Origin of the sequence: Kitasatospora sp. MMS16-BH015, assembly GCF_002943525.1 — a bacterium.
Classification (GTDB): domain Bacteria; phylum Actinomycetota; class Actinomycetes; order Streptomycetales; family Streptomycetaceae; genus Kitasatospora.
Map to the genome: position 1 here is coordinate 3,016,172 of NZ_CP025394.1, position 24,356 is coordinate 3,040,527.

Annotated in this window: 19 protein-coding genes, 1 tRNA gene and 1 pseudogene; 7 read left to right on the forward strand and 14 right to left on the reverse strand. The window is 72.3% G+C overall.

What is annotated here, in order from left to right; all coding sequences use genetic code 11:
• Positions 1 to 167 precede the first annotated feature (167 nt).
• Together CFP65_RS12975 and CFP65_RS12980 are read right to left on the reverse strand one after the other, a co-directional pair.
• Positions 168 to 1,019 carry an alpha/beta fold hydrolase gene (locus CFP65_RS12975; protein WP_254552370.1) on the reverse strand — a complete coding sequence of 284 codons (852 nt, stop codon included), beginning with the start codon at positions 1,017 to 1,019 and terminating at the stop codon, positions 168 to 170.
• Positions 1,016 to 1,747: a DUF998 domain-containing protein gene (locus CFP65_RS12980; RefSeq protein WP_104816243.1), complete on the reverse strand. Its 732-nt coding sequence runs from the start codon at positions 1,745 to 1,747 to the stop codon at positions 1,016 to 1,018. The genes CFP65_RS12975 and CFP65_RS12980 overlap by 4 nt, the downstream gene beginning before the upstream one ends.
• Before the next feature lie 104 nt (positions 1,748 to 1,851).
• On the opposite strand from CFP65_RS12980, the gene CFP65_RS12985 reads away from it, so the two are divergent.
• Positions 1,852 to 1,925: transfer RNA gene (locus CFP65_RS12985), tRNA-Lys, on the forward strand.
• Between the two features lie 238 nt (positions 1,926 to 2,163).
• Here the strand turns inward: CFP65_RS12985 and CFP65_RS40805 are convergent.
• Both CFP65_RS40805 and CFP65_RS12990 read right to left on the reverse strand, forming a co-directional pair.
• Complete coding sequence (locus tag CFP65_RS40805; protein WP_371682529.1) at positions 2,164 to 2,289, reverse strand: phospholipase domain-containing protein; 126 nt, start codon at positions 2,287 to 2,289, stop codon at positions 2,164 to 2,166.
• A 229-nt stretch (positions 2,290 to 2,518) separates the two neighbouring features.
• Positions 2,519 to 3,896: pseudogene (locus tag CFP65_RS12990) on the reverse strand (alkaline phosphatase family protein); the annotation flags it as partial.
• A gap of 375 nt (positions 3,897 to 4,271) precedes the next feature.
• On the opposite strand from CFP65_RS12990, the gene CFP65_RS12995 reads away from it, so the two are divergent.
• Together CFP65_RS12995 and CFP65_RS13000 are read left to right on the forward strand one after the other, a co-directional pair.
• Positions 4,272 to 6,668 (forward strand): transglycosylase domain-containing protein, encoded by a 2,397-nt coding sequence (locus tag CFP65_RS12995; protein ID WP_256387272.1) that lies wholly within the window; start codon positions 4,272 to 4,274, stop codon positions 6,666 to 6,668.
• Between the two features lie 100 nt (positions 6,669 to 6,768).
• A complete protein-coding gene (locus CFP65_RS13000) occupies positions 6,769 to 7,806 on the forward strand; it encodes a DMT family transporter (RefSeq protein ID WP_104816245.1) in 1,038 nt (345 codons plus the stop codon).
• A gap of 58 nt (positions 7,807 to 7,864) precedes the next feature.
• Here the strand turns inward: CFP65_RS13000 and lepB are convergent, their stop codons facing one another.
• The 3 genes from lepB to CFP65_RS13015 form a co-directional block, all read right to left on the reverse strand.
• Positions 7,865 to 8,824 (reverse strand): signal peptidase I, encoded by a 960-nt coding sequence (gene lepB / locus CFP65_RS13005; protein WP_104816246.1) that lies wholly within the window; start codon positions 8,822 to 8,824, stop codon positions 7,865 to 7,867.
• 130 nt (positions 8,825 to 8,954) lie between these two features.
• A complete protein-coding gene (locus CFP65_RS13010) occupies positions 8,955 to 9,305 on the reverse strand; it encodes a hypothetical protein (RefSeq protein ID WP_104816247.1) in 351 nt (116 codons plus the stop codon).
• Positions 9,306 to 9,587: 282 nt separating this feature from the next.
• Positions 9,588 to 9,932 (reverse strand): chorismate mutase, encoded by a 345-nt coding sequence (locus tag CFP65_RS13015; protein WP_104816248.1) that lies wholly within the window; start codon positions 9,930 to 9,932, stop codon positions 9,588 to 9,590.
• 297 nt (positions 9,933 to 10,229) lie between these two features.
• Between CFP65_RS13015 and CFP65_RS13020 the strand changes: the two genes are divergently transcribed.
• Positions 10,230 to 10,655, forward strand: a complete 426-nt coding sequence (locus tag CFP65_RS13020) for an OsmC family protein (protein WP_104816249.1) — start codon at positions 10,230 to 10,232, stop codon at positions 10,653 to 10,655.
• Between the two features lie 338 nt (positions 10,656 to 10,993).
• Complete coding sequence (locus CFP65_RS13025; RefSeq protein ID WP_254552371.1) at positions 10,994 to 13,237, forward strand: bifunctional diguanylate cyclase/phosphodiesterase; 2,244 nt, start codon at positions 10,994 to 10,996, stop codon at positions 13,235 to 13,237.
• A 118-nt stretch (positions 13,238 to 13,355) separates the two neighbouring features.
• Here the strand turns inward: CFP65_RS13025 and CFP65_RS13030 are convergent, their stop codons facing one another.
• The gene (locus CFP65_RS13030; RefSeq protein WP_254552910.1) at positions 13,356 to 14,405 is read right to left on the reverse strand and encodes an LLM class flavin-dependent oxidoreductase; all 1,050 of its coding nucleotides are present in this window, start codon (positions 14,403 to 14,405) and stop codon (positions 13,356 to 13,358) included.
• Between the two features lie 677 nt (positions 14,406 to 15,082).
• Here CFP65_RS13030 and CFP65_RS13035 point away from each other — a divergent pair.
• Positions 15,083 to 15,682: a DedA family protein gene (locus tag CFP65_RS13035; RefSeq protein WP_104816251.1), complete on the forward strand. Its 600-nt coding sequence runs from the start codon at positions 15,083 to 15,085 to the stop codon at positions 15,680 to 15,682.
• Between the two features lie 380 nt (positions 15,683 to 16,062).
• Positions 16,063 to 17,334 carry a hypothetical protein gene (locus CFP65_RS13040; RefSeq protein WP_104816252.1) on the forward strand — a complete coding sequence of 424 codons (1,272 nt, stop codon included), beginning with the start codon at positions 16,063 to 16,065 and terminating at the stop codon, positions 17,332 to 17,334.
• Positions 17,335 to 17,535: 201 nt separating this feature from the next.
• Here the strand turns inward: CFP65_RS13040 and CFP65_RS13045 are convergent, their stop codons facing one another.
• The 6 genes from CFP65_RS13045 to CFP65_RS13075 form a co-directional block, all read right to left on the reverse strand.
• Positions 17,536 to 18,504: an alpha/beta fold hydrolase gene (locus CFP65_RS13045; protein WP_104816253.1), complete on the reverse strand. Its 969-nt coding sequence runs from the start codon at positions 18,502 to 18,504 to the stop codon at positions 17,536 to 17,538.
• 144 nt (positions 18,505 to 18,648) lie between these two features.
• Entirely contained in the window at positions 18,649 to 19,764 is a 1,116-nt protein-coding gene (locus tag CFP65_RS13055; protein WP_104820842.1) for a branched-chain amino acid ABC transporter permease, read from the reverse strand.
• Between the two features lie 122 nt (positions 19,765 to 19,886).
• Entirely contained in the window at positions 19,887 to 20,756 is an 870-nt protein-coding gene (locus CFP65_RS13060; RefSeq protein ID WP_104816254.1) for a branched-chain amino acid ABC transporter permease, read from the reverse strand.
• The gene (locus CFP65_RS13065; protein ID WP_104820843.1) at positions 20,756 to 21,655 is read right to left on the reverse strand and encodes an ABC transporter ATP-binding protein; all 900 of its coding nucleotides are present in this window, start codon (positions 21,653 to 21,655) and stop codon (positions 20,756 to 20,758) included. The genes CFP65_RS13060 and CFP65_RS13065 overlap by 1 nt, the downstream gene beginning before the upstream one ends.
• Positions 21,656 to 21,810: 155 nt before the next feature.
• The gene (locus CFP65_RS13070; protein WP_371682530.1) at positions 21,811 to 22,551 is read right to left on the reverse strand and encodes an ABC transporter ATP-binding protein; all 741 of its coding nucleotides are present in this window, start codon (positions 22,549 to 22,551) and stop codon (positions 21,811 to 21,813) included.
• A gap of 218 nt (positions 22,552 to 22,769) precedes the next feature.
• A complete protein-coding gene (locus tag CFP65_RS13075; RefSeq protein ID WP_371682531.1) occupies positions 22,770 to 23,972 on the reverse strand; it encodes a substrate-binding domain-containing protein in 1,203 nt (400 codons plus the stop codon).
• Positions 23,973 to 24,356 lie beyond the last annotated feature (384 nt).

Here is a 24,356-nt window from a genome sequence, read left to right on the forward strand (position 1 = left end):
CGTGGAGAGTGTTCACGACGGACGGCCTCGATCACCAGTTCATGCGTTCACCAGTCAAGTATGAATTCTTCATACTCCAATCGGCTACAGACCGTAACCGCTGCCGCCTGCGGGCTGCCAAACTGTCGCCTTCCCGGGCGGCCCGAGGGCCTGCTCCGACGACTGTCTCAGGAACCGTCGAGCACCGCGCGGGCCACCAGGTCCGGCCGGTCGTACATGACCAGGTGACCGGCCGGGGCGGCCACCCGGAAGGCGGCGCCGAGCAGGTCGGCCAGTTCGCGCTGGCGGGTGAGCCAGCGGGCGGCGGCCCGGGTGCCGCGGCCGCGGTCGGCGGCCAGCACGGTGACCGGGACGGCGGGCAGGGGGGCGTGGGTGCGGAGGGCGGCGAGCTCGGCGGCCACGTCGAGGTAGCCGGCGTTCTCGCGCAGGGCCGCGCGCAGCGCCCGGGTGGGGCGGTAGCTGCGGCGGACCAGGGCGGCGGGGGCCGGGGCGGTGCGGCCGACGGTGCTCAGCGCGGCCACCAGGCGGCGGCCGGGCGGGCCGAGCAGGTACGGGAGGGCGAGCGCGCCGGCGGTGGCCGCCGCCGCCCGGGCCGCCAGGTCGCGCGCGGCGGGGGCCGGACGCGGACGGGGGCACGGCTCCGCACTGGCGTCCACCAGGACCAGCCCGGCCGTCCGGTCCGGGTACAGCCGGGCGAAGGCCTCGGCGTGGAAGCCGGCCAGGGAGTGGCCGACCACCGTGCAGCGGCCCGGCAGACCGAGCGCCGTCAGCAGCCGGGCGATCCGGTCGGCCTCCCCGGCGGCGGTCGGGGCCGCCCGTCCTGGGGCACTCAGGCCGTAGCCGGGGCGGTCGAAGCGGACCACCGTGCGGTGCGGTGCGAGCAGCGGCACCACCGGCTCCCAGTCGAACCAGGCCATCCCCAGCCCCGCGCTCAGCACGCAGACCGGCCCGCTCCCCTCCGCCCGCACGTGCAGGGCCCGGCCGTCCAGCCGGACGAACCGTTCGCCCGGTCCGTTCACCGGGTGCTCCGGACGGTCCCCGCACTCCGTGGGCTCCGAGCGGCCGCGTCGCCACGGGCGGAACCGACCGCCGGCGCCAGGACAGCCAGGCTGACGGCGACCAGCAGGACCTGCAGCCGCTGTCCGGCACCGAGCGACCAGGTGCCCCGGCCCGCCTGGAAGGCGGCGATCGCGGCGAGGCTCCAGCCGGTGGCGAGCAGCTCGGCCCCGAGCAGCCAGGGCCCGAGGCGGGCGAACCGGGGCCACCAGCCGTAGCGGCGCGCGGCGATGGTGAGGGCGGTCAGGGCGGCGAGTGCGCCGATCATGGCGAGGGTGCTGCTGACCGCGTGCGCGGTGTGGGTGGCCGGCACCAGGCCCGCCGTCTCCCGGGCGGCGCACTCCGGGTCCAGGGTCGGCTTGCAGCTGAGCGGCAACCGGGAGTCGGCCACCGTCGCGGCCCCGAACAGCGCGAGCGCCGACCACCCCGTGGTCGCCCAGGCCCGCCGCTCCAACCCCACCAACGCCAGCACGGCCGCCACCAGCACCGCCGCCCCCGCCACCAGATCCGTGGCCCGGAAGAGCCCCCCGAGCGGCTGGTCCTCGGCGGCCAGCTCACTGACGTACGCCTGCACCGGATCGAGCCCGGTCCCGATCACCACCTCCAACACCCACGCGGTGTACGCGAGCGCACTGACCGACAGCAGGACGGCGATGACCCGCGACTGCGGGCTCGCGGCGGCGCGGCGCATCACCCCCTCACCCTAAAGCCGCCAACCAGCACAAACCGGTCACCCCTCGGACGACGTGGCGCATGGCACCCCTTCGGACCGTGTATTGTTTTCCAGGTCAGCAAGCGCCGCTAGCTCAGTTGGTTAGAGCAGCTGACTCTTAATCAGCGGGTCCGGGGTTCGAGTCCCTGGCGGCGCACAGACAGACTGAAGGCCCTTCGCGAAAGCAGAGGGCCTTCAGTCATTCCCGGCCACTCACCGGGTCAGCCCGAACCAACCGACGCCGCCCCTGACCGACCCGCCCCGCAGCGACTCGGGGTCCGGGGTTCGAGTCCCTGGCGGCGCACAGACAGGCCGAAGGCCCTTCGCGAAAGCGGAGGGCCTTCAGCCGTTCCCGGCCACTCACCGGGTCAGCACGGGTCGCTTTGTCGACATCCTCACGGCTGGAGGCGGCCCGCGAAGCGGCGTTCGAAGCCGTCGGCGGCGGTGACGGTGTAGTCGTAGCGGTCGGCCGGGGTCGGGGGCAGGGTGGTGGTGAGGGTGGCGCCGGGGGTGACGGTCAGGGTCTGGGCGGGCTGGCCGGTGGCGGGGTGCGCCCGGGGCGGCGTTGGGGGCGATGGTGAAGGTGGCGGGCTGGGCGCCCTGGTTGGTCAGGGTGAGGTGGAGGGCCTGGGGGTGTTCGACGGAGCCGGCCTCGGGGTGGGGCTTGGCCGGGTCGGACCAGGTGCGGACGTCGCCCTTGAAGCCGCGGAGGAAGCCGTCCGGCCCGTGGGCGTCGATGTCGTAGGGGCCGCCGCTCACGCCGAGGGCGCTGAAGTAGTCGGTGACCTGCCCGCCCACCGGGAGGGTGTACTGCCAGGCGCCGAATGCGCGGAAGTTCACCGTGTACATCGAGATGCCGGCGCCGAGCCGGCCCAGGTTGTCGAGGGTGATCCAGAGCAGGCCCTTGGCCGGATCGGTCCGGGAGGAGGAACCGAATCGGTAACCGAGCGGCAGTGACGGCCGGTCACCCGGCTCGATCTCGGGGGCGTGCTGGACGAGCGGCGGAAAGAGCGGCGGGAGCACTTTCTTGTCCTGCTCGGCGAGATCGGCGAGCAGTTTCCCGGTGTCGGGGAGCGCCGGGAAAGTGCGATTGCTGACGGTGAAGTCGAATGCCAACATCAGATCGCCGCACACGGTGCGGCGCCAGGCGGAGATGTTGGGCTCGCGCACCCCCGTCCAGTTCTCCAGGAATCGCAGCACCGAGGTGTGGTCGAAAACCTCCGAACAGACTTTGCCGCCCCGGCTCCACGGCGAGATGACGATCATCGGCACCCGCGGCCCGAGCCCGATCGGCGCGCCGCCGATGAACTCGTCCGGCGTGCCGGCCGGCGCGGTCGGCGGCACCACGTGGTCGAAGAAGCCGTCGTTCTCGTCGTAGTTGAGCAGCACGACGGTCTTGGCCCAGACCTCGGGGTGCGCGGCCAGCGCCTGCAGCACGTACGAGGAGGTGAAGTCGGCCCCGGCGGCCGGCGGGTGGTTCGGGTGCTCGGACTGCGCCTCTGGGGCGACCACCCAGCTGACGGCGGGCAGCCGTCCGGCGGCCACGTCCTGGGCGAAGTCCTCGGCGCCGCGCCGGGCCATGCCGTTGAGGTACAGCGGGGAGTCGGTCGGGGCGGTCTGGAAGGACTTGAACCAGGCCAGGGCGTTGTCGTCGTAGTTGTCCTGCTGCTGGTAGACCTTCCAGGAGATGCCCGCCGCCGAGGCCGTGCGGGTCGACGGTGCCGGACCAGAGGTAGAGCCGGTTCGGGTCGGTGGAGGCCATGGTGGAGCAGAAGTACTGGTCGCAGAGGGTGAAGGCGTCCGCGAGCGCGTACTGGAACGGGATGTCCTGGCGGCGGTAGTAGCCCATCGTGTACCAGGTCTTGGCGGAGATCCAGTTGCTGTACCGGCCATTGGCCCAGGCGCTGTGGGTGCCGCCCCAGGAGTGGTCGAGGTCGAAGATGCGCTGGGCGTCGCTGGTGGCGGTGTCCAGGTGCCAGGGCAGCAGGGTGGTGCCGCCGACCGTGCCGAGCATCCGCTGGTGCAGCACGTCGGAGCCGCCGGGGAAGCGCACCCGGGAGGTGTCGCCGTACCCGCGCACGCCGTTCAGGGTGCCGAAGTAGTGGTCGAAGGAGCGGTTCTCCTGCATCAGGACGACGACGTGCTCCACGTCGTCCAGCGTGCCGCGCGCGGCCGGGGCGGCGAGCGCCTACTGGAGCGTGCCGGGCAGCACGCCGACGCCGAGCGCGGCACCGGAGGCGACGGCCGAACCCAGCAGGGCGCGGCGGGAGATCGGGGACATGAGGGTCTCCTGACGAGAGCTCAGTTACCGGGGAGTAGGGATGATTCCAGCGGCACGTGAACAGGGGAAGGCCTCCGGACGGCCGTCGAGCTGTACGGACAGGTCGGCCGGATCCCGCCGCCGAGGGGCGCGCCCCGCCCTCGGACGGAACGGGACAAAGGTCCCTAACGGGTGACAAGTCGCTCAGGCAGGCTGGCACGGACCGCCATGGATCCGGAACGCGTGAGCAACCGTCACGGGGCTCGCTGGAAAGGCCCGCTGTTGCCCCGCCGCCCCTCGCCCCGCTCCCTCCCGTCCTCTCCCCGCGACCGTGCCCGCAGCACGGGCCGGGCCGGGTCCACGAGTGCGGCCGGCCGACGCGCCCGGCGCCGGGCCCGCCTCGCCCGGCGGACCGGCTGGCGGCGGCTGGTGCCGACCTGGCGGATGACGCTCGGCGGGCTGGTGACGGCGGTGCTGCTGGGGATGACGCTGTTCGGGCTCGGGATCGCCTTCGTGCAGGTGCCCGACGCCCACGCGGCGGCCGTGGCGCAGAGCAACACCTGGCTGTACCGGGACGGCAGCGTGCTCGCCCGCACCGGTGAGACGGACCGGCAGATCGTGCCGATCGACCGGATCTCCCCGGCCGCGCGCGAGGCCGCGCTGGCCGCCGAGGACCGAAACTTCTACCACGAGGGCGCCGTCAACCTGAAGGGCCTGGCCCGGGCCGCCTTCACCACCGCCACCGGCGGCGGCACCCAGGGCGGCTCGACCATCACCCAGCAGTACGTGAAGAACACCTATCTGACCCAGAAGCAGACCGTCACCCGCAAGGTGCAGGAGCTCTTCATCTCGCTCAAGGTGGACGCCACCAAGAGCAAGGACGAGATCCTCGCCGGCTACCTGAACACCTCCTACTACGGCCGGGGCGCGTACGGCATCCAGGCCGCGGCCCAGGCGTACTTCGGCGTGGACGCGGCACGGTTGGACGCCGCCCAGGGCGCCTACCTGGCCGCGCTGCTGAACGCACCGAGCGCCTACGACGTCTCGACCGCGACGGCGGCGGGCAGGCAGAACGCGCTCGACCGGTGGAACCACGTGCTGGACGCGATGGTCAAGGAGGGCTGGCTCCCGGCGGGCGACCGGGCCGCCGCGGCCTTCCCCCAGGTCCGCGAACCGCAGAGCCCACCCGGTCTCTCCGGGCAGGCGGGCTACCTGGTGCGGGCGGCCACCGACTACCTGACCTCGCACGGGATCGTCAACGAGGCCGCGCTGGCCCAGGGCGGGTACACCGTGCGGCTGACCGTCGACCCGCAGCGCGAGCAGCAGCTGGAGACGGCGGTCAAGGCGCAGCTGACCGACCGGCTCGACCCGGCGCAGCGGAGGAAGGACGCCGACGCGCAGGCCGGGGCCGTCTCGGTCGACCCGAGCACCGGCGAGGTGCTGGCCCTGTACGGCGGCACGGACGCCACCAAGCACTGGATCGACAACGCCACCCGGCGGGACTACCAGGCCGGTTCGACCTTCAAGGCGATCGCGCTGGCGGCCGCGCTCGACAGCGGCGCCAAGACCCAGGGCGGGCAGCGGATCACCCCGTCCACGGTGTACGACGGCACCAGCGGCCGTCCGGTCCGCGGCGGCACCGGCACCCCGTACGCCCCGCCGAACGAGGGCGGCCGCAGCTACGGACCGGTCACCCTCCGGCAGGCCACCGACTGGTCGGTGAACTCGGCCTTCGCCCAACTCGCCCAGGACACCGGGCTGGAGAAGGTGCGGCAGACGGCGGTGGACCTCGGGCTGCCGGCGAGCACCCCCGGGCTGACGGCCGACCCGGCCATCCCGCTGGGCGTCTCCACCCCGAGCGTGCTCGACCTGGCCGGGGTGTACGCCACCCTCGACCACGGCGGCCGACGGATCGAGCCCCGGCTCGTGGCCGAGGTGCGGCACGGCGGCGAGGGGCTCAGGCTGCCGCAGCCGGCCACCACCCGGGCCGTCTCCGAGCGGACCGCCGCCGAGGTCACCGACCTGCTGCGCGGGGTCGTCGACGATCCCGGCGGCACGGGCTACCGGGCCAAGGAGCTGGGCCGCCCCTCGGCCGGCAAGACCGGCACCACCGACGACTCGCGGTCGGTCTGGTACGCGGGCTACACCCCCGAACTGGTCACCGTCGTCGGGCTCTTCGGCCAGGATCCGAAGACCGGTGCTCAGGTCACCCTGGACGACGTGGGCGGCACCGGGAGCGCGGCGGGCGGACGGTACCCGGCGCAGATCTGGACCGCCTACATGAAGGCGGCACTGGACGGACAGCCCGTCACGCCGTTCCCGAAGGCCCCCGCCGACCCGGCCGCCTCCTCCCCCTCCCCCACCGCCGACCCGTCCGCCACCGGCGCCACCCCGAGCCGCGGCCCGAGCCCGAGCTCCTCCGCGACCGCCTCCTCGCCCGCCGGCACCGGCACCGGGCGACCGGCGACGCCGCCCGCGCCCTCCGCCACCCCCACCGGCGACCGGCCCACGCCCACACCGACCCCTTCCTCCTCGCCTTCGAGCTCGCCGCCCCCGCCCCCGTCGCCCTCCCCCTCGCCGTCCGGATCGCCCTCCCCCGGCCCCTCCCCGTCGGGGGATCCGGACCGTGCGCGGGGGTGAACCGGTGCAAGGTCCGGGCCGGACAGTGACGGCGGCCAACCAGGACCAAAGGGCGAGATTGCCCCTTACTGGGATGTCGACAAGCTGACAGAATGCGTCGATGCACAGCTCACCCTCCCGCCCCCGGGGCCAGGTGCGGGCGCTCGGACTGCCCCTCGCGCTGGTCTCGGCGTTCGCCTTCGGCGGGTCCGGCACGGCGGCCAAACCGCTGATCGAAGCCGGGCTCTCACCCCTGCACGTCGTCTGGCTCCGGGTCACCGGCGCAGCCGTGGTGCTGCTCCCGCTGGCCTACCGGCACCGGGCCGTCGTGAAGCAGCGCCCCTGGCTGCTGCTCGGTTTCGGCCTGCTGGCGGTCGCCGGAGTCCAGGCCTGCTACTTCGCGGCGATCTCCCGGATCCCGGTGGGGGTCGCGCTGCTGCTGGAGTACTTCGGCCCGCTGCTGCTGCTCGGCTACATCAAGTTCGTCCAGCGGCGGCCGATCACCCGGGCCGCCGCGATCGGCACGGGCGTGGCGGTGGCCGGGCTGGCCTGCGTGGTCGAGGTCTGGCACGGGCTGAACTTCGACCCGCTGGGCGTGCTGTTCGGCCTCGGCGCGGCCTGCTGCCAGGTCGGCTACTTCGTGCTGGCCGACGCCGGACGCGAGGGCGAGCACCCGGTCGACCCGCTGGCGCTCAGCGCCTACGGGCTGCTGACCGGGGCCGTGGTGCTCACCGTGCTCACCCGCCCCTGGGAGGCCGACTGGGGTCTGCTGGCCGGCCGGGCCGTGATGAACGGGCACAGCCTGCCCGCCCTGATACCGGCGGCTTGGATGGTGCTGATCGCCACCGTGCTCGCCTACCTGACCGGGGTCGTCTCGGTCCGCCACCTCTCCCCGCAGGTCGCGGCCGTGGTGGCCAACCTGGAGGCCGTGGTCGCGGCCGTCTCCGCCTGGTTCCTGCTCGGCGAACACCTCGGGACGGCCCAGGTGATCGGCGGGTTCCTGGTGCTGCTCGGCGCCTTCGCCGCCCAGACCAGCAAGCCCGCCGCCACCACCGCGGATGCGGCGAGCGCCACGGGCGGGGTGGGCACAGCGAGCGTGGCCGAGGACGGCGGGGCGCTGGACGCCGTGGCCGGCAGCGGGAGCGCTCGGCGCGACTGACCTCGGTCGGGCGGCCCCGGTCCCGGCTACGCCAGGCAAGCTTCCGGAGTGGTACCCGTCAGCGACCGGTGGCCCCGAACCAGTCCAGGTGGTTGAGCGGCCAGACCACGGCCGAGACCGGGCCGACCACGTCGGTGACCGGGACGGCGCCGCCGGCCGGGCCCTCGCGGTGGTACCGGGAGTCGGCGGAATCGCTGCGGTGGTCGCCCTCGACCCAGACATAGCCCTGCGGGACCTTCACCGGGCCGAAGTCCAGGCCGGCGCAGGAGTCGTCGCCGACGTGCAGGTACGGCTCGGCGACCGGGTGGCCGTCCACCCGGAGGGTCTTCGCATTGCACTGCACGGTCTCGCCGCCGGTCGCGATCACCCGCTTGACCAGGTAGTTGTCCCCGCTCGGCGGCAGCAACCCGATGAAGCTCAGTGCCTCACCGACCGGCCCGGACGAACCACCCGCCTGCGGCGGGAGCCAGCCACCCGGGTCCTTGAACACCACCGGCTCGCCCGCCTTCGGCTCCCAGCCGAACAGCGGGGCCAGCTTGTTCACGGCCACCCGGTCGCCGATCCGCAGGGTGTTCTCCATCGAACCGGACGGGATGGTGAACACCTGGAACAGACAGGTCTTGATCAACAGTGCGGCGGCCAGCCCGGCGGTCACCATCACCGGGAACTCCGCCCACCACGGCCACCGCCGCCGACCACCCTGCCCGCTCCGCCGCGCGGCGCGGGCACGCCAGAACCCACGGACCGACCGCCGCGCCGCCCCCGGCTCACCGTGGCCACCCTGGACATGGCCGGGCTCAGCACGGCCGGCCTGCTCCGAGGGGGCGCTCTCGTACTCCTGGCGGGCGGCCCCACCGTGGTGCGCGCCCGGCGCCGTCCCGGTCGGCCCGACCCACCCGCCGTCCGGCGGGTCCTGCTGTCCCGGCCGGTCCTGCCGGTCCTGCCGTTCCTGGTCGGCCGATCCCTGCGCCGCTCGCCCCTGACCCACCAGCTCGTGCCCCACGCGCTCGTACCCCACCAGTTCCCGATCCGCTCGCAGCTGCGGCGGTCCGTACGACTCCTGAACTGGACCGTACCTCTCCTGCCTGAGTACTTCCTCGGACGGGCGTCCGCCCGGGGCGCCGTCGCCCTGCTCCGGTCGCACCGGGTCAGGCCGCCTGCGAGCCGGAGCGGACCGCGTCCCGAGCCGGCTGCCGACGCCTGATCACGACCACCGAACCGACGCCGCCGGCCAGGGCGGCGAGTGCGGCACCCGTACCAGCCGCGTCCCAGTCCGCCACGGCGAACGGGACGCTCTCGCCGACCGCGGCGAGCCGGCTGACCCCGGCGGAGACCTCCGCCACCGGGCTGTGCCCCGCGAACCCCGCCAGACCGGCGGCGCCCGCCGCGACGGCTGCAGCCCCGAGGACCGCCCCACCCGCGCGCCGAGGCCCGCCGGTCCGCCCGCCGGTCACCCTGCCGTTCTGCCGCGTGCTGCTCCGCTGCTGCTTGCGTGCCATCACTGCACCGCCTCTCCTGTGACCGCGGGGCGAACGCCGACCGGCCGTCCTGGCCGGGGCACACCACGGTCGATCAGATCCGACGACCTGGGGAAGACAGCACGCTAACCCCGCCACGAGACGGCACGAAATCAGACATTTAGCTGCTACACACACCTCACGGGCACTGCCCGGGGTCGCCCGCCCGCGTCACCGCTTCACTCCTTCGAGCGAGATCCGGCCCCGGCGCGGAACCGCACTGCCGCGCCACTCGGGAGCGCGTCTGTCCAGGAGCGCGTCTCTTCAGGAGCGCGCCATCGCCTCGTGGTGGCGGATGACCTCGGCAATGATGAAGTTCAGGAACTTCTCAGCGAAGACCGGGTCGAGGTGGGCCCCGGCCGCGAGTTCCCGCAGGCGCCGGATCTGGTCGCGCTCGCGCTCCGGGTCGGCCGGGGGCAGCTTGTGCTCGGCCTTGAGCTTGCCGACGCGCTGGGTGGCCTTGAAGCGCTCGGCCAGCAGGTGGACCACGGCGGCGTCGAAGTTGTCGATGCTCTCGCGCAGGCAACGCAGCTCGTCCCGGACGTCGGGGGCGACCTCGTCGAGCGAAGTGTGCGCGGCGGCGGCGGAGTTCGTGGGCTGATCAGTCATCGAAAGGGCTCCGGGGCTTGCTGAGTGAATGGCACCCGGACGACCCACGGGCCGGGCTCGGGCCCCGGCAAATCTAACAGGGGCACCCCGGCGGACTCCCCATATTCACCTGCCCGTCCGGCATGTGGACGGGAGGCCGCTCCCCGGTGCCCGTCGGGCGTGGTTCACCGACCGCGGGTCGGCGAACCGCCGGACTACCCGGGAACGGGGGCCACTGGCCGTAGGCTGGCCGGGCACGGCCGGACGTGACGAAACGTGACGAAGCAGCAGTTCCCCCAACTCAGGAGGTACCTGATCGTGGCAACCACTCGCACCGCACGCACTGCTTGGGAAGGCAACCTGGTCGACGGCAACGGCCTGGTGACCTTCGCGTCCTCGGGGATCGGCGAGTACCCCGTCTCCTGGCCGTCCCGCGCGGAGGCGGCGAACGGGAAGACCAGCCCGGAGGAGCTGATCGCGGCCGCCCACTCGGCCTGCTTCTCGATGGCCCTGTCGCACGGCCTGGCCGGCGCAGGCACCCCGCCCACCAAGCTGGACACCCAGGCCGACGTCACCTTCCAGCCCGGCACCGGCATCACCGGCATCCACCTGACGGTCACCGGCCAGGTGCCCGGCCTGGACGAGGCCGGGTTCGTGAAGGCCGCCGAGGACGCCAAGGCGAACTGCCCGGTCAGCCAGGCCCTCACCGGCACCACCATCACGCTGACCGCCCAGCTGGCCTGACCCGTCACCCGTTCGGGAGACCCGTGTCCGGCGCGTGCCCCCGAGTGCGCGCCGGACACTCACACGCAACACAAAAGCGCACAGCCGCTCGAAATGCGCACCTACTCGCGCAGTTGCTCACGCGTTTACTGACGAAACCTGGCGAATCACCCTGGCGGCGGTCGCCCCGACTCAGAGCGCGTCCTATGATCAGCCCCAGTGCCCTGTGCTCTGCCGGACTTTCCAGTTGAACGTTCCCGCACTGCTTTCCGGGCCCTTCGCACAGAGCGGGATGCCGGTGGGTGCCGCAACACGGTCGGCCGGCCGGGACTAGCGTCAGCAACGGACGGGAGTGTGCCGTGCCGGGCCGGAACGAGGGGGCCGACGCACATCACCGGCGCGCCCTGAACGACGGCCACGCGCCCGCCGCCCCCGAGCAGACGCCGGCCGCCGCCGCGGTCGCCCCGAGCGGCTTGATCGACGGCTCGGCGGACAGCCCGGCGGACAGCTCGGCCGACGGCCACGAACGCGAGCCCGCCGAGCCCGGCACCGTCGGCGGACGCGAGCACCACGCCCACCCGACGCTCGACCGGCACCCGGCCACAGAGCCCCTCGGCCGATCGGCCGCCGGAGCCACGGAAGCCGCCACCACCGCCGAACCCGCCGCCCCGGCCGGGCCCGCCCGGCAGCACCCGGGCCACCCCGGCCCCGTTCCGGGGGCCTTCACCGGGCTCTCCGACCTCCCCGACTCGGTCTGCCCGCTCTGCTCGGCACCGACCGAAAGCGGCACCGAGCAACTCCTCGCCGCCCTCCGGGCCAGCGAGTCCCGCTTCCGCGCGGCCTTCGCCGACGCGGGGATCGGGATGCTCCTGGTCGGCCCGGACGACCTGATCATCGAGGCCAACCCGGCCTTCGCGGCGATGATTGGCCATGAGGTGCCGGACCTGGTCCGGACCCACATCCACGAGATCATCGACCCCGAGGACACCCCGCGCCGGCTCTACCGCGAACTCGTCCGGGGCGAGCGTGACCGCATCCGGGTCGAGAAGCGCCTCAAGCACCGCGAGGGACGCGAGATCTGGAGCAACGTGACGATCTCGCTGATCCGCGACGGCTCCGGACGCCCGCTCTACACCCTGGCCATGGTCGAGGACGTCACCGAACAGCGCATGCTCGGCGACCGCCTGGCGTACCAGGCCATACACGATCCGCTCACCCGCCTCCCGAACCGCGCGCTCTTCTTCGAGCAGCTCAACGCGGCCTTCGCCAGGACGGCTGACGAATCGTCAATCCCACCGGGGGCCGCCACCCCCGGCACCTTGCCCACCACGAACGGCGACTCGTCCAACCCTCGCCGGGTCGGGCTCTGCTACGTCGACCTGGACGGCTTCGCGGCCATCAACGAGACACTGGGGCACCACGTCGGCGACCAGCTGCTGGTCGCCGTGGCGGCCAGGCTGGAGCGTGGATTCGCCCGGGGCGAGGGCCGGCTGGTGGCGCGGCTCGGCGGCGACGAGTTCGCCGTCCTGGTGCCGGACAGCGACGGGCACGACCAACTCACCTCGCTCGCCGCCGAACTGATCAAGGCTCTGGAGCAGCCCTTCGACATCGCGGGCCAGCAGCTGGTGGTCACCGCGAGCATCGGCGTGGTCGAGCGGCCCGTGCTCGACACCACGCCCACCGACCTGTTGAAGGACGCCGACGCCACCCTGTACTGGTCGAAGGCGGACGGCCGGGCACGCTGGACGCTTTACGACCCGGATCGGGGCGCCCACCAGCTGACCCGTCAGCGGCTCGCCACGGCGCTCCGACCGGCCTTGGAGCGGGGCGAGTTCACCGTCGAGTACCAGCCGCTGGTGGGGCTGGCCGATGGCGCGGTGCACGGCGCCGAGGCGCTGGTCCGGTGGCGTCACCCGCGCTACGGGACGCTCTCACCGGACCGGTTCATCCCGCTGGCCGAGGAGTCCGGCGCGATCGTGCCGCTCGGCAAGTGGGTGCTGGAGGAATCCTGCCGGCAGGCGCAGCGCTGGCTGACGGAGTCCCCTGCGGCTGAGGCGTTCGTGAGCGTCAACCTGGCGGCCCGGCAGATCTGGGACTCCGACGTGGTGGCGGACGTGGCCGAGGTGCTCGAACGCACCGGGCTGCCACCCCGGCTGCTCCAGCTGGAACTGACCGAGAGCGCCGTCCTGGGCCCGGGCGGCCGACCGGTCCAGGCGCTCCAGGCGCTGGCCGACATGGGCATCCGGATCGCCATCGACGACTTCGGCACGGGCTACTCGAACCTCGCCTACCTCTCCCGACTGCCGGTCCACGTGCTGAAGCTGGACGGCAGCTTCGTCGAAGGCTTCCGCGACCCCGTGCCCGGCGGCCGGCCGGACGGCCGGTTCCGGCGGGCCGACGCGGACGAGCAGATCGTCGGAGCGATGGTCCAGCTCGCCCACGCGCTCGGACTCACCGTCACCGCCGAGGGCATCGAGAACGCCGCCCAGGCGGAACGCCTCCGCCAGACCGGCTGCGACACCGCCCAGGGCTGGTACTTCGCCCGCCCCGGCCCGGCCGAGGCCGTGGCGGCCATGCTGCGCAACCACCACAACCCCGCCTGACGGCTGGTGCCGCTCGGCTCGGATCAGCTCGGATCAGCTCGGCTCGGATCAGCCAACGGCGTAGGGCCCGTCAAGGGCAGGGCAGCGGAGCCACCGTCGCCATGCGAGGGTGCGAGGCTCAGGAGGCCGCGGTCAGGCCGTACGCCTCGGCGATCAGGCCGTAGGAGCGGTGCCGCACCTCGTGGCCGTGCACGTGCGAGGTGACCATCAGCTCGTCCGCGCCGGTCCGGTTGCGGAGCGCCTCCAGGCCGTCGGCCACCTCACCGGGGGTGCCGAGCACCAGGTTGCCGATCCAGGACTCGACGAAGTCGGCCTCCGCCGCGTTGTACGGGTACGCCTCGGCCTCCGCCAGGGTGGGGATCGGCCCCGGGGTGCCCAGGCGCAGGCGGAGCATGCCGAGCGCGGCGGTGCGGGCGTGGCGGTGGGCCTGCTTCTCCTCCTCGGTGGCGACCGCGCCGACGCCGATCAGCGCGTACGGCGTGTCGAGGACGGCCGAGGGGCGGAAGCTCGACCGGTAGAGCTCCAGGGCGGGCTCGGTGTTGGCCGCGCTGAAGTGGTGGGCGAAGGCGAAGGGCAGGCCGAGTCGGCCGGCCAGCTGCGCGCTGAAGCCGGAGGAGCCGAGCAGCCAGATCGGCGGGCGGCCCTCGCCCTTGGGTACGGCGGTGAGGCGCGCGTAAGGGTGGTTCGCGGGGAAGCTGCCGTCCAGGAAGTGGGTGAGCTCGCTGAGCTGCTCGGGGAAGTCCTCGGCGCCGTCGGTGCGGCCCCGCCGGAGGGCGCGGGCGGTGGCCTGGTCGGTGCCCGGCGCGCGGCCGAGCCCCAGGTCGATCCGCCCGGGGTTGAGCGCCTCGAGGAGGCCGAACTGCTCGGCGATCACCAGCGGGGCGTGGTTGGGCAGCATCACGCCGCCGGAACCGAGGCGCAGGGTGGTGGTGTTCGCGCCGAGGTGCGCGATCAGGACGGCCGGGTTGGAGCTGGCCACGCCCGGCATGCCGTGGTGCTCGGCCACCCAGAACCGGTGATAGCCCCACCGCTCGGCGCTCTGCGCGAGCGCCGTGGTGGCCGCGAGGGCCTGCGCCGGGGTGTAGCCGGCACCGATGGTCGCCAGGTCGAGGATGGAGAGCGGGGCCGGGGCAGTGCCGCGGGCCACGCCACGGATGGGGTCAACCACGAGGGCGCTGGAGGCGTGGACCGAACCGGAGTCCGCGGTGTCAGCCGAGGCCGGGCCCGGAGTGGCGGCCGAAGCGGGGCCGGTGGCCGGGGTGGCGCCGGACCCCTCGGGTCCCTGGTCGGCTCGCTGCGGCGCGTCGCTGGTGCTCATGGGCGCTCTGTCCTCCTTGTCGGCCACGGGAGACCGCTCCCGTTCGTCTCGTCCTCCGTAAGCAAGCGACCTCCTCGCCGCCGTGTTCCCGATTCAACGGTCCCGATTCACCGCAAATCGGGGGAGTGACACACAACGGCTCCGCACCCCGTCAACCCCGGTCAACCCGCGACACTCCCGCAGACACCGTCACGGAACGCCGCGAACCGGTGTCAGCGAGTGGCGACATGACGCCAGCGCCTGAACCCGCCAGCCCGGATGCTCGCGGAGCCGACCCGCCGTCCGGCAATCTTGGTCACCGACGGAAGCCGCACACCACGGCCCACGTCACCGAGCACGGCCGCAATGCTGGACCAGCGCCGTCGGCCCCTGCGAGCCCCTGGAGCGGCACCCCGCCCCGGGGGCTTTCGTACGCCCTGTGATCCACGGCATACAGGGGGTCCTTAATGGCATGAAAGGTCCACCGGCTAGCGTTGTACTTCGCAGCCACCTGATTCTCCCCAGGGCGGCCTGGAGGGAGTTGTCACATGGAAGCCGTATCGATCATCGGCCCGGCCTGGATCTGTGGTCTGGCGCTGTGCGCCGTCCTCGGTGACGCCTTCCTGCCGTTCCTGCCGAGCGGCACCCTGGTGATCCTCGCCGTGCTGCGGACCTCGCACTTCAACGGCGCTCCGCTGCTGCTGGCCCTCGGGGTGGCCCTCGCCTCCTTCCTCGGTGACCTGGCACTGCTCAGCCTCGCCCGCAAGGGGGCTCCGATGGTGCACCGGCGCCTGGAGCACCGCCCGAAGCTCGCAGCCAGCGTGGAGCGGGTACAGGCCCACCTGTCCGGCAAGACCAGCCGGGCCGCGGCCCCCCTGGTGATCATCGCCCGGTTCGTGCCGGCCGGCCGGACCGTCCTGGACCTCGCGATGGGCCACTCACCCGAGCACCCGCGGACCTTCCTGCGCTGGTCGGCGCTGGCGGCCGTGGTCTGGGCCGCGTACATCGTGACCTTGGGCTGGCTGAACAGCCACTGGTTCAACACCGCCTGGCTCAGCTTCGCGGTGTCCTGCGCCGCTGCCACGGCGATCAGCTCGGCCGTGGCCCAGGTGGTCCGCCGACGCCGTCGCCTCGCCACCGCGGTCTGACACTCGAGCGGCGAGCCCGCGTTCCCACGATCCTGCGGGTCGGATTCGATCCTGCGAGTCGGATTCGGGGGGCGGGGCCCGGAGTCACCGTCGGAGTCCGACCGTCGAGAAGGCGTTGAACAGTAGGGCAACGCGCCCCTTCCGACCGGTCACGCGCAGTACTGTCTCAGGACGGCAACAGAAGCGCCGAACATGCATCCGCACGGCCCCGCCACGGTGTCCTGATTGGCAGGGGAGCGGGCTGCACCGCACCCCTCGCGCATGACATGCTGAAGGCGAAGTATCTAGCAAATGTCCGTTTTCTCCTGAGCGTCCGGGCGCCCCTCCACAGGGCCTCCGGATGTTTTGTGAGGCCCGGACTCAACCTGGCAGGGGAGACCATGAGCAGGATCTCGCGCAGGACTGTGCTGAGTGCCACCGCGGCCACCGCGGCCCTCGGGGCCGTCGCGGCCTGCGGGAGCGGCAAGTCGGGTTCCGGTGGCTCCGGGACCGCTTCGGACACCGCCGGTTCGGGCCACTCGGGCACGCCCGGCAGCAGCTCGTCCTCGAAGGCCAAGGGCACCCTGATCGGTGACGGCTCCACCTCCGACACCGGCCCCCAGCCCAACCAGCCGAAGCCGGAGAAGCTCAAGCCGGGCGAGCGCCCGCCGCAGTTCGTGGTCTTCTCCTGGGACGGTGCGGGCGGCACCGACGACGGCCAGTTCCCCCGGTTCCTGAAGCTCGCCCAGGACTACAAGGCGACGATGACCTTCTTCCTGTCGGGCATCTACGCGCTGCCCAAGGGCAAGTCGTCCCTGTACCACCCGCCGAAGCACTCGGTCGGTGCCTCCGACATCCCGTTCCTGTCGGACGGCGCGGTCAAGAACACCCTCAAGCTCATCAGCCAGGCCTGGCTGGCCGGCCACGAGATCGGCACCCACTTCAACGGCCACTTCTGCTCGACCCGCTCCGACGGGAACGGCGTCAACAAGTGGAGCTCCGAGGACTGGCAGAGCGAGATCGACCAGGCGATCTCCTTCGTCACCCAGTGGAAGACCAACACCGGCTTCACCGACGTCGACCCGCTGCCCTTCGACTACAAGAAGGAGCTCATCGGCGGCCGCACCCCGTGTCTGGAGGGTCAGAAGGCCCTCCTCCCGACGGCCGCCAAGCTCGGCTGGAAGTACGACGCCAGCTCGCCGGGCGGCCTCCAGATCTGGCCGCAGAAGGTGCAGGACGGCAAGATCTGGGACTTCCCGCTCCAGGGCATCCCGTTCCCCGGTCACACCTTCCAGGTGCTGTCCATGGACTACAACATCCTGTTCAACCAGTCCGGGGGCACCACCAAGGGCGACGCGTCCAAGTACGCGGACTGGCGCAACCAGGCCCGGGACTCGTACCTGGCCGGGTTCGACCGCGCCTACACCACCAACCGTGCGCCGTTCTTCGTCGGGAACCACTTCGAGCAGTGGAACGGCGGCATCTACATGGACGCGGTCGAGGAGACGATCAAGGCCATCGCGGGCAAGCCCGAGGTCCGGCTGGTCTCCTTCCGTCAGCTGGTGGAGTGGCTGGAGGTCCAGGACGAGTCCACCCTGCGCAAGCTGCGCACGCTGGGCGTGGGCAAGGCTCCCACCGGCGGCTGGGAGTCCTTCCTCGGCGCGGCGGGCTGACCTGGTCCGTAGCCGGGTGGGATCCACCCGCTGCAAGCCGGCCGCTCCGGCGGCCCTGGCTGCCCCTGGCTGCCCCGGTTCCAGTCGGGGCAGCCAGTCTGCGTTTCGGGGTGATGGGAGCAGGTGCGGGGTGGGGGGCGGAGGTGGGGCTGGTCACGATCGATCACGGTCGATCGGGGTGGGTCGAGGTCGGTTGGGGGGTCAGGAGTCGGCCGTGGCGGTGCCGAGCAAGTGGGCAGCCAACCTGGCCGCCCCGCGTGGGCCGGCGAGGATCGAGTAGTGGTTGGTGTCGGGGACCGGTGCCACGCTCACCCGGTCCGGGTCGAGCCGGGCGAGCTTGAGGCGCTGCTCGTCGTAGAGGCCCTGCGGGTCGTCGAGAAGGCCGCGTTCGGCCCAGAGCAACTCGGCCGTGCAGGGCAGTCGGTGGATCGCCCCGGCCGCGTCGGGGTCGAGCAGGACCTGGCCGCCGTCCGTCCGTACCGCCTCCAGCACGCAGGAGGAGCGCAGTTCGGGCTCCTCCCCCACCAGGTCACGCTGGGTGTAGGCGTCGGTGGCCTCGGACCACTGCCCCACGAAGGCCGGGTGCCGCTGCCAGAACACCCGGTACTCGCTCCGGTCGGTGAAGGTCATCGAGAGCCGGGCCAGGGCCGGCCCCAGCACGGCCGCCAGGACATCGTCCTGCGACACCTCGGCGGGGAGCGGGAAGGTGACCGCACCATCCACCAGGAGCAGCCGTTCGACGAGTTCCGGATGCCGGACGGCCGTCAGCGCCGCTACCCAGGCCCCCATCGAGTGGCCAGCGAGGACCACCCGCCCGAGCCCGAGGGCTCCGATCAGCTCGGCCGTGTCGTCAGCGTGCCGGGCCAGACCGTACGGCCCGGACACGGCCCGGCTGGCGCCGCGCCCGCGCAAGTCCGGGGCCACCAGCTCGGCCCGCCCCGCAAGCTGCCGAGCCACCTCGCCCCAGGCTAGGGCGTTCGCCGTGATGCCGTGGACAGCGACCACTATGGGAGCACCCGCCACGGTGGCAGGCCACCTCAGCAGCGCCAGCTCCCCGCCGGGCACCGGCACGCTAAGTTCCTCGTACACGGGCTGGCCGGCGGTGCCCGCTGGCTGGTTCGAATTCGGGCTCGAGTCCAGGTCCGGACCCGGGTGCTGAGAATCGGTCATGCAAGACCCCTTCGGGGGAATCGCGCCACCGTCGGATCGGTGGCGGCAGCCGTCGGCGGTTCGGGCTCGGGTTCGGGCTCAGGTCCGGGTTCGGGCTCGGGTTCGGGTTCGGGTTCGGGTTCGGGCTCGGGTTCGGGTTCGGGCTCAGGTCCGGGTTCGGGCATCGGCTGCGGCGTCGGTGAGGGACCGAGCAACCCGCCGTACGCGGCCGCGCAACCGCGCCGGGAGGCCGGCCAGGCCGCCGGGCAGCAGGTAGACGACCGCGACGAACAGGCTTCCGAGTAGGAAGAGCGGCTGCGAGAGCGGCACCCGGAGAACGGCCGGCAGATCGGCGACAGCCGTGGAGTTGGCCAGGTCACCGAGTCGGTGGCTCGCCCAGGTGTAGAGCACGCCACCGAGCAGCGGGCCCCACCGGCTGCCGGAGCCGCCGAGGACGACCATCACGAGCAGGGACAGGGTCGTGTCGGAGCTGGCCGCTTGCGGGGTGGCACCGCCGGTGAGCAGCAGGTACACCACTCCCCCGGCGCCGGCGAGGCCGCTGGCCAGCACGAACGCGAGCAGCTTGAAGCCGTACGGGCGCAGACCGAGCACCTCCACGCGGCGCTCGTTCTCGCGGATGCCGGTCCACACCCTGCCGACCGGGGACCTGGCGGCCCAGTGGATCACCGTGATCGTCAGGACGAGGTAGGCGAGGGCGATCCAGTACAGGTTCGGGGTGTTCTCAATGCCGACCAGTGCCGAGGGGAGCCGGTCGGCGGGGGCTGCCCGGCCCTCCTCCCCGCCGGTGAGGCCGGCCGGGTTGCGTTGGACCAGGATCGAGCCGGCCTGGGCGAACGCGAGGGTGACCATGGAGAAGCCGATGCCGGTGACCCGAAGGCTCACCGAACCGAGCAGCAGGGCGAGCAGGGCGGATCCGGCAACACCGCAGAGTGCGGCGGCGGCGAAGGGCAGCCGTAGTTCGAGCATCGCGAGATCGGTGACGTAGAGGCCGGTGGCGAAGTAGAGCGCGTGGCCGAAGGAGAGCAGACCGGTGCGGCCGAGGAGCAGGTCGTAGCCCGAGGCGAGAGCGCCGTAGACCAGGCAGAGGGCGATCAGCTGCAGACTTCCGGGGCTGCCGAGTGGGCCGTCGAGCACCCCGGGTATGGGAAGCGCACTGTATGGGGCGACAAGGAGCAGGATCAGCAGAGCGATCGGCCACCAGCGTAGCGCTCGCCTACGACCTGTCGAGCTTTCAGCAAATGATTCACCTGTTCGAGGGATTGTGCGAACACGATCTCCTGGAGCAGAGTGATCGTCAGCGGGACTGTCCGACAGGGCAGTAGCGGCATCCGACGCCGGTTCGGTCGCCCCTCCGCCGGTGCTCGTGGACGAGGTGCTGGTGCTCACGCGAGCCTCCCGGTGAGTCCGCGGTGCGGCCGTACCAAGAGCAGGACGGCCAGGAGCACGACGACCGAGAGGTCGCCGAGCCCGGCGGCGGTGTAGTAGTTGGCGAACTGCTGGACGAGACCGACCGCGACGGAGGCCACTGCCGCTCCCGTGACGGAGCCCATGCCTCCCATGACGACCACGACGAAGGCGAAGATGAGCAGGCTCGTCCCCTGGCCGGGGTGGACGGAGCCGAAGTAGAGCCCGCTGAGGGCACCTCCCAGGGCAGCCACGGCCCCGCCGAGGGCGAAGACGAGAGTGAACGCCCGCCGGACGTCGATCCCGAGGGCCGTGACCATGGCCCGGTCCTCGACGCCGGCTCGGACCACCAGGCCGTACCTGGTGCGGCCGAGGAACAGCCGGAGCCCGAGCAACACCAGGCCGGCCGCACCGATCAGGACGAAGCGGTTGACCGGGACGATCGCCCCCAGCATCCGCACCGTGCCTGCCAAGGCGGCGGGTTGGGGGAAGGGTCGGGCATCCGCACCCCACACCCCCATCAGCAAGGCCGGAATCGCGAGCCCCACGCCGACGGTGGCCAGGATCTGATCCCTGGGCCGCTGGTAGAGGGGCCTGATCAGAAGGAGTTCGAGCAGGACTGCCGCCACCGTACCGACGGCGGTGCCGAATCCGACCGCCCACCAGAAGCCCATCCCAACCTGAGTGCCCGCCCACCAGGTGCCGTAGGCGCCGACGGAGAGCAGCGCTCCATGGGCGAAGTTCAGCACGTCCATCAACCCGAAGATCAAGGAGAGCCCGGAGGCCACCAAGAAGTACAACGCCCCCAACCCGAGTCCCGTACAGACCAGGAGGATCACCGTGTTCATCAGAGCTCCACCGCCCTCTCGTCGCCGGGTCGTCGGCCGCCAGTCCGAGCCCCGCCCTCCCCCACCGCGAGACCACCCCGCGCCTCGCCTCCGCGACCGCCTCGCCCGCCGACCCCGAGCAGTCGGCGAGCAGCGGCCTCGTCGGCCAGCAGTTCGGCGGTCTCCCCGGCGTGGGCCGTGAGCCCGTCGGCCAACACGACGCACCGGCCGGCCAGCCTGCGGACCAAGGCGAGGTTCTGCTCGACGAGGAGTACGGGCACCGCCTCAGCCACCCGGGCCAGGGCTTCGGCCACCTCGGCCACGATCTTCGGGGCGAGCCCCTTCGTGGGTTCGTCCGCGATGATCAGACGGTTGCCGTTGAGGAGGGTCCGCCCGATGGCCAGCATCTGCTGCTGCCCGCCGGACAGGGTCCCTGCCAACTGGCCTGCTCGGCGCTTGAGTTCGGGAAAGATCTCATGCACCAGCGGATAGGCGGGAGTGGCGTCCCGTTCGGCGAGACGGAGGTTCTCCGCGACCGTCAGGCCCGCGAAGATCCCGCGGTCCTCCGGCGCGTACCCGATGCCCTGTCGGACGATCAGGTGAGTCGGCAGCCCGATGAGTTCGAGCTCCGTCCCACCTCCGCCCGCAGTACCTCCGCCCGCAGTACCTCCGCCCGCGGCGTCGGCGCAGGCGCCTGTGCCGACGCCCGAATTGGCAGCGGACCCGGATCCGAGGTCAGAACTGGCGCCGACCAAGCGGACGCTGCCCGTCCGAGGTACCAAACCCATCACGGCCCGGACCGTGGTGGTCTTCCCCGCCCCGTTCCGACCCAGCAACGCGGTGACGCCGGTCGGCGCCACCTCGAACTCGACCCCGTGGAGGATATGCACCCCGTCGATCACGACCCGCAGATCACGGATGCTCAGCAGTGCCGCCGAGCCGGCCTGGCCGGCAACAACGGAAGCGGAAGCACCGGCTTCAGCACCGCCAGCACCGCCAGGGCCGCCACCTCCGCCAAGAGTCGACGGTGACACCGGAGTCAGCGGTCGCCCACCGACCAGAGAGGAATCGCCCATCACAGTGCCTCACCGAGATATGCCTGTTGCACGGTGGCGTCCGCCATCACCGCGTCGGGGGTGTCCAGCGCCAGCAGGGTGCCGTGGTGCATCACCGCCAGCCGGTCGGCGAGGCCGAGCAGCACGTCCATGTGGTGCTCGACCATCAGGACGGTGCGACCAAGGTCCCGGTGCACCGACCGGATGAGGGCCACGAGGGCCGGCACCTCTTCCGCACTGACCCCGGCCATGGGCTCGTCGAGCAGGATGAGCCTGGGGTCGGAGACCAGCAGCACGGCGAGCTCGAGCTTGCGCTTCTCAGCGTGCGAGAGGGAGCCTGCCAAGACTTCGGAGCGGTGGGCGAGTTCGGTGCGCTCCAGGGTCTCCGCGACCTGGGACGTGAAGCTGCCGGCACGGCGCCAGAGTCGGTACGAGGCGCGGGGCGGCATCGCGGCCTGCGCGGCGAGCCGGACGTGCTCGGCGACCGTCATGCCGTTCCAGAGCGAGGACGTCTGGAAGGTCCGCCCCAACCCACGGCGTGCCCGCCCGTGGACGGACTCGCGTGTCACATCGACACCGTCGAGTTCGAGCACCCCATTGGTCGCCGGGTAGATCCCGGAGATCAGGTTGAACAAGGAGGTCTTACCGGCCCCGTTCGGACCGATGAACGCGATGAACTCGCCTTCCCTCACAGCAAAGGAGACATCTTCGACGATCGGCACCCCACGTACCGACCACCCGAGCCTTTCCAGGCACAGCACCGGCGGGCGTTGAGTCGGCCGGCACTGAGTCGGCGGGCGCTGCGACCGTGAGCTCTCCGTCGACGGACGTTCCGCCACGGGGCCGTCCGCCTCCAGATGCTCCGACAACCGCGATGCGGTCCGGCTCGGCTCCGACTGGCCCCGGGCGGGCGGGCCCGGCTCGGGCGGGGCGGTCCGTGCGGCGCCGCCCGCCTCGGGTTCCTGGTACGTCATCGGTGTCAGCCCGCGATGGTGGCGGTGGGCGGCGCCACCTGGTCGGCGGCGAGGGTCTGCTCGACAGCCGGCTTCGCCGAGGCGCCGGTGCCGGTGCTGGTGCTGGTGCTGGTGCTGGTCAGGCGGACCTGGAACATCGGCTGGAGCAGCGCGTGGTCAGCGGCGCGGACGGTCAGCCGGCCCTTGACCCCGTCGAAGCTCCACCCCTCCAGCGCCTTCACCAGCGCCGAGGTGTCGTCGGTGGAGCCGTGGGCTTCCTCCACCGCGTGCACGATCATCTGGGCGGCGGTGAAACCGTCCGGAGTGAAGATGTCCGGCTTCGAACCGGCCTTGGTCACCGAGTCGGTCATCGTCTGCTCGACCTGGGTGCCCGCCGCCCCCGCGAAGTAGTGGTTCAGGAAGGAGATCTTCTCGGCCGAAGGGCCGAAGAGCGGGTAGGAGGCCGCGAGGTCGAGGCCGGTCACCACCTTGGTGGAGGCGAAGACGTCCTGCTGGCTGAGCGAGGTCCAGAGGGCCGCTGCGGTGTCGCCCGCCCAGGCGACGAACAGCAGGTCCGGCTTGGCAGACTTGGCCTGGGTGGCGAACGGGGTGAGGTCGGTCGCGCTCGGCGGCGCCAGCACCGCGTCCACGATGGCGCCCTGGGCGCCGAGGACTGCCTTGACGGCGGCCACGTTGGCCTGCCCGAAGGCGCTGTCCTGGGCGAGCACCGTGACCCGCTTGCCCTTGGCGTCGCCGACGAAGGTCGCGGCGGTCCGGATGTCCTGGTACGACTGGCGGCCGGAGCGGAAGGTGTAGCGGTTCAGTCCGGTGATCTTGTCGGCGGCAGCCGGGCCACTGATGAAGAGCACCTTGTTCTGCGCCGCGATCGGTGCCACCTGGAGGGCCACCCCCGAGGCCGTCGAGCCGGCCAGGATCTTGTACCCCTTGCCGATGAGGTCCTTCGCCCCCGAGACGGCCTTGGCCGGATCGCCCGCGTCGTCCTCCTCCGACAGCTCGATCCGGTGCCCGTCCACCGCACCGGTGCCCTTGGTCGCGTACTCGAGCCCCGCCCGGAACCCCTCCACATACTGCTTGCCGTACGCCGCCAGCGGTCCGGTCTTCGAGTAGAGCAGCCCGACCTTCACCGCCCCCTTCGCGGCCGCCCCGTCACCACCGCCCGCAGCCGAGGTCCCGGCCGTACCGGCCTTGGCGCAGCTCACCGCAAGCAGCGCACAGGCCGCGAGCACGGCCGTTCGACGGAGACTCCCGCCGGTTGCGGCGCGAGCGGGGAGGGTGCCGTGAGCAGAACCGGGGGTGGGTGTGGCGGGAGGGCTGACGGTGTGTCGGAGAGGGCGACGGGCTGCGGCATTCGGACGGGGCATGGCGGCGGTCTCCCGAGGGTTGCGGCGTGCGGTGGTGGATTCCGGAACCGTAGGGGGACGGGTACGGCCCGGACATGTGACCGGGCGACGCATCCGGGCGTCCTCTTGTGTGACGGGACCCCATGTCGCCCGCGCCGTCGAGGGGCGGTGTGCATCGCGACCATGGTGCGGCGCGTTCGCATGTCAGCAGCCACCATGGCCTGGCCGAGGCGGGCCGGTGAGGGTGGTTCG

What these genes read in the sequence shown, in the direction of transcription:
- CFP65_RS13045 (WP_104816253.1), bottom strand. Translation starts at nt 18,504, where the DNA reads ATGACCGATTCTCAGCACCCGGGTCCGGACCTGGACTCGAGCCCGAAT.
- CFP65_RS13000 (WP_104816245.1), top strand. Translation starts at nt 6,769, where the DNA reads ATGCACAGCTCACCCTCCCGCCCCCGGGGCCAGGTGCGGGCGCTCGGA.
- CFP65_RS13060 (WP_104816254.1), bottom strand. Translation starts at nt 20,756, where the DNA reads ATGAACACGGTGATCCTCCTGGTCTGTACGGGACTCGGGTTGGGGGCG.
- CFP65_RS13035 (WP_104816251.1), top strand. Translation starts at nt 15,083, where the DNA reads ATGGAAGCCGTATCGATCATCGGCCCGGCCTGGATCTGTGGTCTGGCG.
- CFP65_RS12980 (WP_104816243.1), bottom strand. Translation starts at nt 1,747, where the DNA reads ATGCGCCGCGCCGCCGCGAGCCCGCAGTCGCGGGTCATCGCCGTCCTG.
- CFP65_RS13040 (WP_104816252.1), top strand. Translation starts at nt 16,063, where the DNA reads ATGAGCAGGATCTCGCGCAGGACTGTGCTGAGTGCCACCGCGGCCACC.
- CFP65_RS13015 (WP_104816248.1), bottom strand. Translation starts at nt 9,932, where the DNA reads ATGACTGATCAGCCCACGAACTCCGCCGCCGCCGCGCACACTTCGCTC.
- CFP65_RS13010 (WP_104816247.1), bottom strand. Translation starts at nt 9,305, where the DNA reads ATGGCACGCAAGCAGCAGCGGAGCAGCACGCGGCAGAACGGCAGGGTG.